The sequence below is a fragment of the Pseudoalteromonas byunsanensis genome (genome assembly GCF_001854475.1).
Lineage (GTDB): Bacteria > Pseudomonadota > Gammaproteobacteria > Enterobacterales > Alteromonadaceae > Pseudoalteromonas > Pseudoalteromonas byunsanensis.
Window position 1 is genome coordinate 183,583 of the sequence record NZ_MNAN01000026.1, and the last position, 15,526, is coordinate 199,108.

Here is a 15,526-nt window from a genome sequence, read left to right on the forward strand (position 1 = left end):
TGATTTAAAAAAACGCATCTAGTACGCTTTGCTCTATATTTTGTTTTACTTAGGTTTTCTTACGCTCTTCTCACCCGTTAGCTGTGTTTCATTTAAATACTTGAATAATTGACTATCAGTGGACAACACAAGCGTTGCATTATCAGATAAAATGCTAGGATAAGATTGCATCGTTCGGGTGAATTCATAGAGACTGACCGCCTGCGGGCTTTGATTGTAAGCATGGGCATAGATTTCAGCCGCTTTCGCATCTGCTTGACCTCTGATCTCTTCGACCTGCCTATATGCTTCTGATTGGATTTTGTTTAATTCTCGGACTCTATCACCACGTATTCTTGCTGCCTCACCATTGCCTTCGGACAAAAACCTTTCAGCAATTTGACGACGTTCACTCACCATGCGTTCGTAAATTTTTGGGCGAACACTTTCATTGTAGTTGATGCGTTTAAAGCGGATATCTAACAATTCAATACCAAATACCTGTACTTTTTGAGCAGCTGCTGTAAAAATTTCTTGCTCTACTTGTTGTCGCCCTTTATGAATTGGCACAAGTGAACCAATTTTAGTGTCTGTATCAATTTCACTTAATAGCCCCTCACGCAAGGGTTTTCGGTCTTTACTCGTGCGAATAATTTCAATTAGTTCATGTTTGGCGACAGAATTACGAGTTTCGCTTCCCAAGATATCATCTAACCTAGATTGAGCACTTCGTTCATCGCGCAATCTTAGGAAATATTGCAACGGGTCGGTAATACGCCATCTTGCAAAGATATTCACAGAGATATAAAGCTTGTCTTTGGTTGGCATATCCGAGGGCTCTCCATCCCATTCCAGTACTCGTTTATCAATGGGGTTGACGTCTTGAATAAAAGGGATTTTGATATGCAGACCTGCATCGACGATGGGCTCACCAATAGGTTTACCAAATTGGGTGACAATCACTTGCTCAACTTCATCAACAGTATAGAGCGAGTTATTAAGGGTTAACAGTGTAGCCGTGATAAAAGCAAATGTGATCGCGATATTTCTCTTATTCATAATGCTTCTCCCGACAACCTATTTAGATTGAGCAACGGTAAAACATGGGTATTTCGTTCATCAATGATAATTTTTGAACGAACTTTAGGTAAAACAGATTGCATGGTTTCAAGATAGATGCGCTGCTTAGTGACCTCAGGGGCCTTTATATATTCTGCATACAGTGCATCAAATCGCGAGGCATCACCTTGCGCTTCATTTATCCGCTTTAACCGATAACCGTCCGCCTCACGGATCCGTTGATCTTTTTCACCCAAGGCCAGTGGGATAACTTTGTTATAATCTCGGCGAGCTTCGTTAATGAGTTTTTCTTTTTGTTGCTGCGCTTGATTTACTTCATTGAACGATTCTTGAACGGGTTGTGGTGGATTTATATTTTTGAGTTGGACTTGGTCAATACTAAGCCCCATTGCGTATTTGGTCGATAACGATTGCATTTTTACCAGTGCTTGAGACTCTATCTCTTGTCGTCCTATGGTAATAACCTCATCTACAGTACGGTCGCCTACAACCTCACGCATCACAGACTCTGATACATAACGTAGTGTTTCACTAGGTTCTCTGACTTCAAATAAAAAGTTAACCGGATCAGAAATGCGATATTGCACCACCCATTCAACCAGGGCCGCATTTAAGTCTCCTGTGACCATCTGCGTTTCTTTGAGCCCTTCATTATTACGTGGGCTTTGGTAAGGGTCATTTGAACCAAGGGTAGAGAACCCAAACTCCTGTTTAAGTTGCCTTTTTACTGGCACAGTTGTCGCGTTATCCACTGAGAAAGGTAATTTGAAATGCAGCCCTGGCTGCTTTATGGCTAAAAACTTTCCAAACCGCTGTACAACCGCTACAGAATCGCTAGGAACCGTATAAGCTGAACTCCACGTGGTAAGTAATAAGAATGCAAAAATAAGAATGGTGGCGATGTTTGAAAAGCTACCACGAGGTAACATGGTCTTTATGTTTGGCAATTTTTTAACAAGTTCGTCAAGATCTGGAGGTGATTTATTGCCCCCTCCCCATGGGTTGTCGGTGTTAGAGTTGTGACTCATTTTAATACTCCTCTATTTAGCATTATTAATCGCATCATTTAAATTTAAGTTACGCTCATCTTTAGTCTTGCATTACTTGCAAATAACGTCAGTGATAAAAATACTTTTTAACATACGGAGAGGTCATTGCTGTGAGCAACCCACTGTAATCGAGGTTAAACCTAACCTCCTGACCAACCTGTAAAGCCTCTCCTACACTTTCAACAACAATATGGTCACTGTTACTGGAAATAATAGTCAGCCCTTGTGGTGGTATTATCCCTGACGGATTAATATCTTGACGGCCGAGCGCAAGTAGCGCTTGCTTAACCTGCCCCTTATCAATCACTTCAGGCATCTCACCAAACGCATTCGCGCAGCGTCGCCCCCAAGGCAAAGATGGTTTAATATTGGACTCAATCACTTCTGCAACTAATGTGACTATTTCTGTATGTCCGCCAGCGATGGGATGTTTATTAAGTGCCTCCACACCAAAGTAAACAGCTTCACCTAGTCGCAATTGGTTAACAACATGCGATTGATGTGGGTTCAAACTAAAAGCCCAAATCAGGTTTGCGGAATTACCACCTGATACAATTTCAGCACTAATGCCAAGTTGTTGTTCAACATCTTTCACAAGCTTAGCTAAGAAATTCATATTATCCTGCTCAGGTGCCACACCATAACGACATGTTAAGTTCGCGCCAATACCTTTGAATATGATATTTGGTAACATGAGTGTTTCGCTGATAATACTTAAAAGTTGCTCTGGCATGACTCCTTCTCTAAGATCGCCAAGCTCCACCATAACAATAACGCCATGGTAATAACCCATATTCTTGGCGGCTTTCGAGAGCGCTCTTATTATAACCAGCTCCGTATTAAGACTGACCTCACAACTTAAAACAACTCTATCTACTTGGCTCAACATTGGCGTTCGTATCAACATCATAGGTACTGTAATTCCGGCGTGTCTCATCCTTTCTATGTTTTCAATACGGGAGTCTGCGAGCATCTTTACGCCTGATGAGATAAGTGACGCAGCAATCTCAGGATGACCCATGAACACTTTTGTGACAGGTACTATGTCGATACCATAAGGTTTTAGCGTGTTGATGAGTAACTTTGCATTTGCAGCAATTTTGGCACAGTCGATTTCTAACCTTGGTGTGTTCATTGTGGGGGCGGTATTGGTTTTTCAAGCTGTGGAAATGCTTTAAAAACCATATGCAATAAAAATTCATTTGAATGCGTGAGTGAATCAGTAACGGGTAAATGAAACTCCTTGGAATAGTGATATATATACTCCTCGACTTCGCTATCATGCATTCCTTCGTGATTTATGCAAATGCCTATCACATTGGTATGTGCAAAGTGTTCAATTAATTCTATTTCACTTGCAAGTGAAGGCATTGGCATCTGTTCGAAATCCACTCTGTACTTACGACGAGGAGCATGCTGTAAAATCACTGCGTTGGCCGCTGAACCTCTAATAATCATCGCGCTTGTGCAAAATGCTGGATGACTAAGCGCGCCTTGCCCCTCAATGACAATGACATCTGGTTTCTCAGTTTCATAGGCTCGACAAATAACAGCTTCAAGTTCTCCTGGGCAAAACTGTGCGGGTATAGAATCTACCACTAAACTATAGGGCGAACCTTGCATAACCCCCGTTTGCCCTGTGGCAACTAAAACAACATTAAGCCCTGTTTCTCTCAAAGCATTAACAAGTATTGTTGCTGTAGTACGCTTACCAATCGCGCAATCCGTGCCCAATACTGCGATTCTTGGACAATCTACTTGATTGATAATACCGCTAAAATTTTGTAACTTGCTTTGTTGTCTGGGTTTACGTACGTCTAAAATGACTACACCGTATTGCTGACTCATTGCAAAAAACTCAGGGTCATCATTTAAATATTCATGTAATCCATTGACTATGTTCATTCCAAATTTAATTGCTTCAATAATAACTCGCCTATCTGACAGAGATAAAACGCCGTTGGAAGGCGCTATGCCAAATATAAAATACTCAGGCTTTTCATCTGCCTTTAGAATTGCTTCAATTAAGCTTGCATATATTGGAATACCATTATTCTCGCGATCTAATGCATACCCTGAGTCAAGCCCTGCTTTTTCGCTATCAATAACAGATAGTATTCGGAATTTAGGAGAGAAGCGGATAAGCCCATTCGCTGTTTTTCCATCTGTTTTGGTAAAGTTTCCCTCACAGAAAATAACCGCGTTTAGCTTAGAGCCGTGATAATGACCCGCCTTGAGCAAGTCATTTTGAGTTCTCGGTTGTACAAACTCATTAGAAACAACTGAAAGTCGGTTGTCGGTATTTGAAGAAGACACAATAACACCTCGATATGTATAAAACTTAGTAGGCAATTTGCGCATGCCGAGATGTTAAGTCGGAAGAGGTACAAGCAGTCCCCACTAAGTAAGTTGGGGGAGTATCAATATAGGTTGTTTCTTATGCACTAGATAGTTTTTTCTCATTTATTTTCAGAAACTTCATAAATCGTATACTGAGACTAATGCTCTCGATGAATCCAAAAAATGAGCTATCCCAATAAGAAGTTAACGACAAGTTCAAATCCGCTTAATGACTATGTTCGAAAGATTATTTACTGATTATATGTAATCTAGAAAGATAAACAGAGCGATTTATAGGGTCGGGACAAGAAGAAATGTAGTCCTAATATTTAAGTATATATTAAAATACTACGCCCATTGATCTAACTTACAACACAAATCCGACAGAAAGAACTGATGTCTTTTCGGTTATGTTTATTTATTGTTCTATCTTGAAGCCGGTTGGTTGATGGCCTTCGAGAGCGTTTATGCTACAGCACCCTATTCCATCCGCTACATTACCGGTGTAGCTCCCAAGAAAAATTTACTGACAGCCACCCGTTACAAACAGGTAACTGTCAGAACTAATATCAATGCCTAAAGTGACATTAAGCCCGTGTCTGGTGCGTTTTAAGCAATGGAGTCGTTGATTTCTTTCAATGTTTGCACAGGATCTTGAGCCTGAGTAATTGGGCGACCAATCACTAAATAATCGCTTCCTGCTTGAACCGCTTTTTGTGGTGTCATAATACGTTTTTGGTCACCCGCATCACTTCCTGCTGGGCGAATACCGGGGGTCACGAGTTTGAATTCTCCACCTAGTTGAGACTTTAACAACTGAGCTTCTTGCGCTGAGCAAACAACACCGTCAAGTCCCGCTTCTTTAGCTAGTTTTGCTAAATAAACCACTTGCTCTTGAGGTGTTTTTTCAATGCCTAAACGTAACAACTGGCCCTGATCCATGCTGGTAAGTACCGTCACAGCAATTAGCAATGGCGCGTTGTCGCCATATTTTTCAAGCGCTTCTTTGGCCTTTTGCATCATTTCAAAACCACCACTGGCATGAACATTAACCATCCACACGCCAAGCTCAGCCGCAGCAGTTACGGCTTTAGCAACTGTATTTGGAATATCGTGAAACTTTAAATCTAAAAACACATCAAACCCAAGCTCGACCAGTTCTTTTACAAACTCCGGCCCGTAGTAAGTAAACATCTCTTTACCAACTTTCAAACGACACTGAGATGGAGAAAGCTGCTTAACAAAAGTTAATGCGGCTTGTTTGTCGTCATAATCTAAAGCGATAAGTACTTTTTTTGAATCTGTTTGAGACATAGTATTCCTAAGTTACCCTGAGGTTTGAAAATAAGTTAAGGCTATTAGTGGGCGATATTATACCAAAAGTTTGTCAGTTGGCCTGAGCTTTTATTAAATTTCGATTAATAACCGTCTAAACCTTTGCTCGGGCCAATAGTTTCCCAGTGCTTACATGATGGACACAACCAGTACAGCTTGTGACTGCTAAAGCCGCAGTGCTTACACTGGTACTCTGGTTTTGTTGCGATGTATGAAGTCACCAGCTTGTCTATCTCGATCAAAGCCGCTTTAATCTTTGCGTTATTATTACCAAGTAATTGCAATAAAAAGCTAAAGCCACGAATAGACGGTTCACGTTTTAAACTATCCGTAAGAAATTCTACAGCCTGCTGTTGTTCACCCTTTTCAAGTAGCGCTTGGCAATGTTTGATCCTAATAAGTACGCCTCCTTGGCAAAGCAACTCTTCAATTAACTCGTCAAATTGGTCTTTAAGATTTAACTGAACATAGCTTTGTTCTAGTTCTTTTATATACAAAGGCGCTGTATTGGTCTTACTGACAATAAGTTTGCGCCAATAATAGATTGCTTTAACATGATCTTGCTTCTCAAATGCTTCTTTACCTAATTCGTAATAGGGCCGAATGGTCATATGATCGAGTGCACACGCCTTTTCCATAAGCTTAGGCGTGTCGTCAATCAAAGCCGCTTCACAATAAAAGTTAGCAACCGCCGCACAATGCTGGGGTTTTGTGAACAGCTCGCTATGGGCTTCAAACATGTTGATACCCTTGTGCCATTCGCGCATCTGAGAATAGAGATTTATGATTGGGTCTAGCGCTTCAATGTAGCTATCTTTTACCAAAATAACGAGATGCTCTTCTGCGCTATCCAACAAACCAGCCAAAATATAATCCTGAGCCAACTCTAGGCGACATGAAGCCATATCGCTACTGCTCAAACTAGGCTGATTTAATAGTAATTCGTGAATCTTTATAGCTCGGTCAAGTTCACCTCGTTTTCGAAACAAGGTTGCGAGCGTTAGGTAGTGTTCAACAGAGTCTGCTGATACTTCAAGAAGTTGAATAAGATGTTCAAGGCCCTGATCTTCTTCGCGATCAAGTAAAAACTTTAGACCTTTGCTATATTGTGAGGTAATTTGTCGATTTAGTTCGTGAGCTTGGTTTTTAGCACTGTTTTTTCCCATGACATAGCCATACGCGGCAGCTACAGGAAGCAATAAGAACAACAGCTCAGTCATGGTCAGCGTTCAGTATTAGGTGTCATTTGACGATTGTTTTTCTTAAGCCGATAGTTTTGCCACTTCAACTTCGAAAATACCGAGACGCTTACCACACACCCAACGAATACACCGACAACAAAGCACACACTCATTAAGGTTGATAACGGTAAAGTACTACTGGCTACTATGTAATTTACGTCGACTAGATTAGGGTTTTGAGTACCAATCACAAATGCCAACAATATCAAAACAAGCGCCAATCCTTTTTTAGCTACCTTGATCAAGTGTTACTCCATGTATTCAGTATTATTTAATGCTATCGTTTACACGATCGCGCAACTCTTTACCTGGTTTAAAGTGTGGAACGTATTTTCCATCCAACTCAACTGTTTCACCAGTCTTTGGATTACGGCCAGTTCGAGGTGAACGGTAATGTAATGAGAAACTACCAAAACCACGGATCTCGATACGATCAGAGCTTGATAATGAGCCTGCCATTTGTTCAAGAATTTCTTTAACTGAGTTTTCTACATCCTTTACAGGAATATGTGCATGCTGCTCTGCAAGTTGTTCTATCAATTCTGACTTTGTCATAATGTTTCCTTAGATATAAAAAGGAAGGGCTAAAGTGCCCTTCCTGTATAGACTTATATATTAGTCTTTTTGAGCGTTTTTGAAAGCAGCTGCCATTGCGTTTTCGAACGCTGGCTCTTCTTTCTTCAACTTCTCAAGAACTTCTTTCTCTTCAGCTTCGAACATTGCTTTAACTGATAGGCTGATAGTACGGTTCTTACGATCAACACCTACAAATTTAGCTTCGATTTCGTCGCCTGCAGAAACAACAGTCGTTGCATCTTCGATACGCTCTTGAGCGATGTCAGCTACACGGATGTAACCTTCAACACCTTCGATAAGCTCAACAGTTGCGCCTTTAGCGTCAACTTCAGTCACTTTACCTTTAACAATAGCACCTTTTTTGTTTGCGTCTAGGTAGTTATTGAAAGGATCCGCTTCGATTTGCTTAACGCCAAGTGAGATACGCTCACGCTCTGGGTCAACTTGAAGAACGATAGCTGTGATTTCGTCGCCTTTCTTGTACTCACGTACCGCTTCTTCACCTGGAGTGTTCCAAGAGATGTCAGAAAGGTGAACAAGACCGTCGATACCACCGTCAAGACCGATGAAGATACCAAAGTCAGTGATTGACTTGATCTTACCAGTAACTTGGTCGCCTTTGTTTTGAAGACGAGCAAACTCTTGCCAAGGGTTAGCGATACATTGCTTAAGACCTAAAGAAATACGACGACGTTCTTCGTCGATTTCAAGAACCATAACTTCAACAGTGTCGCCTAAGCTAACAACTTTTGAAGGGTGGATGTTCTTGTTAGTCCAATCCATTTCAGAAACGTGTACTAGACCTTCAACGCCTTCTTCGATTTCAACGAAACAGCCGTAATCAGTTAGGTTAGTTACACGACCAGAAAGCTTAGCACCTTCTGGGTAACGGCCAGCAATAGCTGCCCATGGATCTTCGCCAAGCTGCTTAAGACCTAGAGAAACACGAGTCTTCTCTTTGTCGAACTTAAGTACTTTAACTGCGATTTCGTCGCCAACATTAACGATTTCTGAAGGGTGCTTAACACGCTTCCACGCCATGTCAGTAATGTGTAGTAGACCGTCAACACCACCTAGGTCAACAAACGCACCGTAATCTGTAAGGTTCTTAACGATACCTTTAACTTCTTGACCTTCAACAAGGTTAGCAAGAAGCTCTTCACGCTCTTGAGAGTTCTCTGATTCGATAACTGCACGACGTGAAACAACTACGTTGTTGCGCTTCTGGTCAAGCTTGATAACTTTGAACTCAAGCTCTTTACCTTCAAGGTGTGCTGTGTCGCGTACTGGACGAACATCAACAAGTGAACCAGGTAGGAAGGCACGGATTGAATCGACTTCAACAGTGAAACCACCTTTAACTTTACCGTTAATGATACCCATAACGGTTTCTTGCTCTTCGCAAGCTTTTTCAAGGCGGATCCAAGCTTCGTGACGCTTAGCTTTCTCACGAGAAAGAATAGTTTCACCGAAACCATCTTCGATTGCATCTAGTGCTACATCTACTTCGTCGCCAACAGCAACTTCTAGTTCACCAGCAGCATTTTTGAATTGCTCTGCAGGGATGGCACTTTCTGATTTTAAACCAGCATCAACAAGAACAATGTTGTTCTCGATTGAAATAACAGTACCTTTTACGATTGAGCCTTGCTCTGCTTCAAAACCCTTTAGGCTTTCTTCAAATAACTGCGCAAAATTTTCTGACATACTAAATACGTCTCATATATTAATATTCCAATTAGCAACCATGCTGCATGGGGTAGTTAAAAAAACACCGGCTTCCTGCCAGCGCATTAAAAATATTAGGCTAAGCGCGACTTTTCGAGCTTACCTGAAACCACTGCGTCATCGAGTATTGCCATAACATTTGCAAATACTTGTTGAGCATCCAGTTCGGTCGTATCAATCACGATTGCATCGTCTGCTGGGACAAGAGGCGCAACTTCGCGATTCATATCACGATCATCACGGGCCATAATGTCTTGGAGCAGACCACCTAGTGTAACATCTAGCCCCTTAGCATTCAACTCTAAGTATCTCCTGTTAGCACGTTCTTCTGCGCTTGCAGTTAGATACAGTTTTATTTCTGCATCAGGAAATACTACGGTCCCCATGTCTCTGCCGTCAGCGATTAAGCCTTGTTCACTTCTAAATGCTCGCTGGCGACGCAACAATGCTTCTCGAACGCGCGGTAAAGCCGCTACTTTCGATGCTGCAGAACCTACTTTTTCGTCGCGAATTGTACTACTTACGTCCTCTCCTTCTAAGATAACTTTGCTCTTCTTAGTTGTTGAGTCAATGAGAAATTGTACATCTAAATTGGCCGCAAGAGGCACCAATGCTTCTTCATTATCCAAAGCAATTTGGTGGTGAAGTGCAGCAAGGGACAATACACGATAGATAGCACCGCTGTCCAAAACATCCCAATTTAGTTTTTCAGCTAACAAGCGACAAACGGTTCCTTTGCCTGATCCACTTGGGCCGTCAACGGTGATAACTGGCATAGATGCCGGCATTTAAACCTCCTGAAATGCTCACCTGAAATAAATCGCGAGTATTATACGCAAGTTAAATGAATTTATCCTTAGTTACATGTAACTTTTTGTTAGATAGGCACTAAAACAAGATATTTAGAGCTATTTTGGAAACAGCTCTAAACATTGAAAATCAGTGATTAAACACTGATCGACGCTAGCACGTCGAAATATGTTGGAAAGGTTTTGGCTGTGCAACCCGGATCATTAATCAACACTTCATGCCCACCTACCGCGACCATTGAAAAGCACATTGCTATACGATGATCATTGTAAGTATCAATATCCGTTAGATTAATCTTCGTTGGTGGTGTTATTTCAATAAAGTCATGCCCTTCCACAACTTGTGCACCTACTTTTCTAAGTTCTGTTGCCATTGCAGCTAAACGGTCCGTTTCTTTAACTCGCCAGTTATAGATATTTCTAATTGCTGTAGGCCCATCAGCAAACAGTGCAACGGTTGCCAGCGTCATCGCCGCATCAGGGATGGCGTTGGCATCAATATCTACGCCTTTAAGTTCACCTTTACGCACAACTAGCTTTTCATCGTACCAATCAATCTTAGCACCTACTTGTTCCATAACATTGGCAAAGCCAATATCACCTTGGACGCTCTGTTTACCCACACCGTTTATCTCTACTTCGCCGCCTGCGATCGCAGCAGCAGCGATGAAGTAAGAAGCCGATGACGCATCCCCTTCAACCATAATGCGCTTTGGCGACTGATAAGTTTGTCCGCCTTTTACACTGAAGGATTGATAATTATCATTGTTAACTTCAACCCCAAAATGCGCCATGACTCCAATAGTTATATCGATATATGGTTTTGAAACCAATTCACCTTTTATTTGTATACGAGTATCCCCGCTGAACAATGGCGAGGCCATAAGCAATGCGGTTAAAAACTGGCTTGATATACTGCCGTCTATTTCAACCTCACCGCCGTTTAAGCTTTTGCCATTAATACGTAGTGGCGGATAGTCAGGGTTTTTGAGATATTCAATATCTGCGCCTAGCGCTCGCATAGCATCCACTAGGTGACCAACAGGGCGTTCTTCCATGCGTGGTTCACCCACCAACTCAAATTCACCTTGGGTAGCCGCTAGAACTGCTGTTAAAGGACGATATGCTGTACCCGCATTACCAAGGAACAAAGGTTTCAGAGGTGTTTTTAGCGCACCTGCGCAGCCTTTCACTGTCGCAACTGTTTTATCTTGATTTAATGTGACATTTACACCCATGTGTTCGAGTGCATCTAGCATATGGCGAATATCATCACTATCTAGTAGGTTATGTACTTCAGTTGTCCCCTCAGCCAATGCTGCGAGTAATAAAATACGGTTAGACAAACTTTTAGAGCCAGGTAATGTGACACTACCTGACACTTTAGAAATAGGTTTAAGTGCTAATTGCTCCATCAACTATGCTCCTTGGCGAACTTGTCCATAAACTCTACTAGCGCTTGCACGCCTTCAATAGGCATTGCGTTGTATATGCTAGCACGCATTCCGCCGACTAAACGGTGCCCTTCTAAGGCGACCAATCCAGCTTGCTCTGCTTGTTTTAAAAACAACTCATTCAGGCTGTCACTTTTTAGCCAAAATGGAACATTCATCAACGAGCGACAATGCTTCGCAACCTTATTACTATAAAAGTCAGAACTATCAATATAATCATAGAGAATCGCAGCTTTAGCTTTGTTGTGTGCCGCCATTGCAGGCACACCGCCCATAGCTTCTAAATGTTTGAATACTTCAGCGGCAAGATACCAAGCAAACGTTGGCGGAGTGTTGTACATGCTGCCTTGTTTAGCTTCAATTGTATAATCAAGAATTGATGGACGAGGTAAACCTTCACGTGTCAGTAAGGTTTTTCTAACAATAACGATGCACAAACCAGATGGGCCAATATTTTTCTGTGCGCCAGCGTAGATAATATCAAAGTCGTCTACGTTAATTTCACGAGATAAAATAACAGAGGACATATCCGCAACGATAGGCGCATTCTTGCGCTTTGGCACATCAAAAATCTCAATGCCGTCTATAGTTTCGTTGGGACAATAGTGGATATAAGATGCATCGGCTGGTAACTGCCATTTATCGACAGGCTGAATATCAAACAGTCCGTCCTTGTCAGTGCGGATATTAATGCTTTCGACAGAGGTGAATCTCGCACCTTCCTGACTTGCGCCGCCAGACCAAATACCATTCTCTACGTATACGCCTGGTAGACCATCAAGATGCAAATTAAGTGGAACCGCTGCAAACTGTCCGCGACCTCCACCATGCATGAACAGTACCTCAAATTCATCTGATATATTCATCAAACGACGAAGGCTTGCTTCGCACTCCTCAACCATTGCCAAAAATGGTGCCGAGCGATGACTAATTTCCATGACTGAGACACCCAGACTCTGCCAATCTAAAAACTCTTGTTGTGCTTTTTTCATTACCTCGGGTGGTAACATCGCTGGACCCGCACAAAAGTTATATACCGTCATTTTCCTCATTCCTAAACAACATAAAATTTATCAATAAAAAAAGCGGCCGAAGCCGCTTTAGTTAACTTTATTCACTCGGTGAGTCATCAGTACTCACTGGTGTACCCTCAGGTGCTGGTAGCTCTGCTCCCTCACCTTCGGGAAGTTCTTCAACTGCTATTTCCTCGATACGTTGTAAACCAACTACTTGCTCGTCGTCAATAGTTCTGATCAAAATAACACCTTGGGTGTTACGACCGACAGTTGAAACTTCACTGACACGGGTGCGAACCAACGTACCTCGGTTTGAGATCAACATGATTTCGTTGCTATCGTCAACCTGTACGGCACCGACTACAGCACCGTTACGTTCACTCACTTTTATCGAAACAACACCTTGTGTAGCACGACTCTTCGCTGGATAATCTTCCAGTGGCGTACGTTTACCATAGCCATTCTCAGTTACCGTAAGAATTGCGCCATCCGTCTTAGGAACGATAAGAGATACCACTTTTACATCATCTGGCATCTTAATACCGCGTACACCGGTTGCAGTACGACCCATTGGACGTAACGCTAACATCTCTTCACCCGTTTCTGGGTCAATTTTCACTTCGCCAGTTTCAGAGTCTCGTAGCTTCTCATTGAAGCGCACTACCTTACCGTGGTCGGTAAACAGCATGATGTCATTACTACCATCTGTAATATCAGCGCCAATCAAGCAATCGCCTTCGTTTAGGTTGATTGCAATGATACCGCTTGCGCGCTGACGGCTATATGCTGTCAGAGGAGTTTTCTTAACGGTACCGTTTGCAGTCGCCATTAATACATATTTGTCTTCTTCGTACTCACGTACTGGTAAGATCGTAGTAATACGTTCTTCAGCTTCAAGAGGTAGCAAGTTAACGATTGGCTTGCCACGTGCAGCGCGTGATGCCAATGGTAGCTGATATACTTTCAACCAGTACATGCGACCAGCTGTTGAGAAACACAAAATGGTGTCGTGCGTATTAGCAACTAACAAGCGTTCGATGAAATCTTCATCTTTCATTCGCGTAGCAGCTTTACCTTTACCACCACGACGCTGCGCTTCATAGTCTGTAAGCGGCTGATATTTCACATAACCTTCATGCGATAAAGTTACAACCACATCTTCTTCGTTAATTAAGTCTTCAAGACTAATGTCATGAGCGGCTGCGCTGATTTCTGTACGACGTTCATCACCGTATGTTTCTTTGATGATAACTAGTTCATCGCGGATAACTTCCATCAGTCGTTCTGGAGAAGAAAGTATATAAAGTAGCTCAGCGATTAGGTCTAACAACTCTTGGTATTCTGCAAGGATCTTCTCATGCTCAAGACCTGTTAGCTTGTGTAGACGTAAGTCCAAAATAGCTTGAGCTTGCTGCTCAGATAAATAGTATTGACCATCTCGAATGCCAAGCTCAGCCGCCAACCAATCTGGGCGAGCCACATTGTCTTCGCCTGCTTTTTCAAGCATAGTTTTAACTGTACCTAATTCCCATGGACGAGCTATCAAAGCCTGTTTAGCTTCAGCTGGGTTTGGCGATTTACGAATAAGTTCAATGATAGGGTCAATGTTAGCAAGCGCAATTGCCAAACCTTCAAGGGTATGTGCTCTATCACGTGCCTTACGTAAGTCAAAAACTGTACGGCGTGTTACAACTTCGCGACGGTGGATAATAAAGGCTTCAAGCATTTCTTTTAGATTGAAACACTTAGGCTGATTATTATCTAGCGCAACCATATTCATACCAAATACAGTTTGCAACTGAGTTTGTGCATATAGGTTGTTAAGAATAACTTCCCCTACTTCACCGCGCTTGATTTCAATCACAATACGCATACCGTCTTTATCAGACTCATCACGTAGTGCGCTAATCCCCTCGACTTTTTTCTCTTTTACAAGTTCAGCGATTTTTTCAATTAATCGTGCTTTGTTAACCTGATACGGGATCTCGTGAACAATGATAGTTTCGCGACCCGTTTTTTCGTCTACTTCGATTTCCGCGCGAGCACGAATGTAAACTTTACCGCGACCAGTTTTATAAGCTTGCTCAATGCCTTTCTTACCATTGATGATAGCCGCTGTCGGAAAATCTGGGCCTGGAATGTATTCAATAAGCTCGTCAATGGTCAAATCTGGGTTTTGAATCAGAGCCAAACAGCCATTAACAACCTCGGTTAAGTTATGAGGCGGAATATTGGTTGCCATACCCACCGCAATGCCCGATGAACCGTTAACTAATAGATTTGGCACTTTGGTTGGTAGTACATCAGGAATTTGTTCAGTGCCGTCATAGTTTGGCACATAGTCTACCGTTTCTTTTTCAAGGTCGGCCAGCAGCTCATGTGACATTTTCGCCATACGAACTTCTGTATAACGCATTGCAGCTGCAGAGTCTCCGTCAACGGAACCGAAGTTACCTTGACCATCTACCAGCATGTAACGTAAAGAAAAGGGTTGTGCCATACGTACTATTGTGTCGTAAACAGCACTATCACCATGTGGGTGATATTTACCAATTACGTCACCGACAACACGCGCAGACTTCTTATAAGGCTTATTCCAGTCATTTTTTAATTCGTTCATGGCGAACAGTACGCGACGGTGTACCGGCTTAAGACCATCACGAACGTCGGGTAATGCACGGCCAACGATAACACTCATTGCGTAATCTAAATACGAGTTCTTGAGTTCATCTTCGATATTGACTGGCAGGATTTCATTGGCGAGATCAGTCATTTGATTCCACTTTCCTTCAGTGTCTACCTCTTTTATGTCACACTATCGTGTGGCGAAGAGGTTGAGTTATTATTAATTCTGAACCGCCATGCTAACACACTTTTAAACAATTTACAGGCGCAAAGTTTTAGTGATTTTAATCTGAC

The 15,526-nt window shown here is 42.2% G+C and carries 13 protein-coding genes; all 13 read right to left on the minus strand.

The window, feature by feature from the left end:
* Positions 1-45 precede the first annotated feature (45 nt).
* The gene (gene hflC, locus BIW53_RS04455; protein ID WP_070990616.1) at positions 46-1,038 is read right to left on the minus strand and encodes a protease modulator HflC; all 993 of its coding nucleotides are present in this window, start codon (positions 1,036-1,038) and stop codon (positions 46-48) included.
* Positions 1,035-2,087, minus strand: a complete 1,053-nt coding sequence (hflK, locus tag BIW53_RS04460) for an FtsH protease activity modulator HflK (protein ID WP_070990618.1) — start codon at positions 2,085-2,087, stop codon at positions 1,035-1,037. The genes hflC and hflK overlap by 4 nt, the downstream gene beginning before the upstream one ends.
* A gap of 88 nt (positions 2,088-2,175) precedes the next feature.
* Positions 2,176-3,243: an alanine/ornithine racemase family PLP-dependent enzyme gene (locus BIW53_RS04465; RefSeq protein WP_070990619.1), complete on the minus strand. Its 1,068-nt coding sequence runs from the start codon at positions 3,241-3,243 to the stop codon at positions 2,176-2,178.
* Positions 3,240-4,424 (minus strand): N-acetyltransferase DgcN family protein, encoded by a 1,185-nt coding sequence (locus tag BIW53_RS04470; protein ID WP_245699355.1) that lies wholly within the window; start codon positions 4,422-4,424, stop codon positions 3,240-3,242. The genes BIW53_RS04465 and BIW53_RS04470 overlap by 4 nt, the downstream gene beginning before the upstream one ends.
* Positions 4,425-5,057: 633 nt before the next feature.
* A complete protein-coding gene (pyrF, locus tag BIW53_RS04475; RefSeq protein WP_070990622.1) occupies positions 5,058-5,762 on the minus strand; it encodes an orotidine-5'-phosphate decarboxylase in 705 nt (234 codons plus the stop codon).
* 104 nt (positions 5,763-5,866) lie between these two features.
* Positions 5,867-7,003, minus strand: coding sequence for a lipopolysaccharide assembly protein LapB (locus BIW53_RS04480; RefSeq protein ID WP_070990624.1), 1,137 nt, complete (start codon positions 7,001-7,003; stop codon positions 5,867-5,869).
* 2 nt (positions 7,004-7,005) lie between these two features.
* Positions 7,006-7,269, minus strand: a complete 264-nt coding sequence (locus BIW53_RS04485; protein ID WP_070990625.1) for a lipopolysaccharide assembly protein LapA domain-containing protein — start codon at positions 7,267-7,269, stop codon at positions 7,006-7,008.
* Between the two features lie 22 nt (positions 7,270-7,291).
* Positions 7,292-7,579, minus strand: a complete 288-nt coding sequence (ihfB, locus tag BIW53_RS04490; protein ID WP_070985414.1) for an integration host factor subunit beta — start codon at positions 7,577-7,579, stop codon at positions 7,292-7,294.
* A gap of 60 nt (positions 7,580-7,639) precedes the next feature.
* Positions 7,640-9,307: a 30S ribosomal protein S1 gene (gene rpsA / locus BIW53_RS04495; RefSeq protein WP_070985413.1), complete on the minus strand. Its 1,668-nt coding sequence runs from the start codon at positions 9,305-9,307 to the stop codon at positions 7,640-7,642.
* A 95-nt stretch (positions 9,308-9,402) separates the two neighbouring features.
* Entirely contained in the window at positions 9,403-10,116 is a 714-nt protein-coding gene (cmk, locus tag BIW53_RS04500; protein ID WP_070990627.1) for a (d)CMP kinase, read from the minus strand.
* A gap of 158 nt (positions 10,117-10,274) precedes the next feature.
* A complete protein-coding gene (aroA, locus tag BIW53_RS04505) occupies positions 10,275-11,552 on the minus strand; it encodes a 3-phosphoshikimate 1-carboxyvinyltransferase (RefSeq protein ID WP_070990628.1) in 1,278 nt (425 codons plus the stop codon).
* On the minus strand, positions 11,552-12,634 hold the full coding sequence (gene serC / locus BIW53_RS04510) for a 3-phosphoserine/phosphohydroxythreonine transaminase (protein ID WP_070990630.1): 1,083 nt from the start codon (positions 12,632-12,634) through the stop codon (positions 11,552-11,554). The genes aroA and serC overlap by 1 nt, the downstream gene beginning before the upstream one ends.
* 67 nt (positions 12,635-12,701) lie before the next feature.
* A complete protein-coding gene (gene gyrA / locus BIW53_RS04515) occupies positions 12,702-15,380 on the minus strand; it encodes a DNA gyrase subunit A (protein ID WP_070990632.1) in 2,679 nt (892 codons plus the stop codon).
* Positions 15,381-15,526: the final 146 nt, after the last annotated feature.

What these genes read in the sequence shown, in the direction of transcription:
- ihfB (WP_070985414.1), bottom strand. Translation starts at nt 7,579, where the DNA reads ATGACAAAGTCAGAATTGATAGAACAACTTGCAGAGCAGCATGCACAT.
- serC (WP_070990630.1), bottom strand. Translation starts at nt 12,634, where the DNA reads ATGACGGTATATAACTTTTGTGCGGGTCCAGCGATGTTACCACCCGAG.
- hflC (WP_070990616.1), bottom strand. Translation starts at nt 1,038, where the DNA reads ATGAATAAGAGAAATATCGCGATCACATTTGCTTTTATCACGGCTACA.
- BIW53_RS04480 (WP_070990624.1), bottom strand. Translation starts at nt 7,003, where the DNA reads ATGACTGAGCTGTTGTTCTTATTGCTTCCTGTAGCTGCCGCGTATGGC.
- BIW53_RS04465 (WP_070990619.1), bottom strand. Translation starts at nt 3,243, where the DNA reads ATGAACACACCAAGGTTAGAAATCGACTGTGCCAAAATTGCTGCAAAT.
- aroA (WP_070990628.1), bottom strand. Translation starts at nt 11,552, where the DNA reads ATGGAGCAATTAGCACTTAAACCTATTTCTAAAGTGTCAGGTAGTGTC.
- hflK (WP_070990618.1), bottom strand. Translation starts at nt 2,087, where the DNA reads ATGAGTCACAACTCTAACACCGACAACCCATGGGGAGGGGGCAATAAA.
- gyrA (WP_070990632.1), bottom strand. Translation starts at nt 15,380, where the DNA reads ATGACTGATCTCGCCAATGAAATCCTGCCAGTCAATATCGAAGATGAA.
- rpsA (WP_070985413.1), bottom strand. Translation starts at nt 9,307, where the DNA reads ATGTCAGAAAATTTTGCGCAGTTATTTGAAGAAAGCCTAAAGGGTTTT.
- cmk (WP_070990627.1), bottom strand. Translation starts at nt 10,116, where the DNA reads ATGCCGGCATCTATGCCAGTTATCACCGTTGACGGCCCAAGTGGATCA.
- pyrF (WP_070990622.1), bottom strand. Translation starts at nt 5,762, where the DNA reads ATGTCTCAAACAGATTCAAAAAAAGTACTTATCGCTTTAGATTATGAC.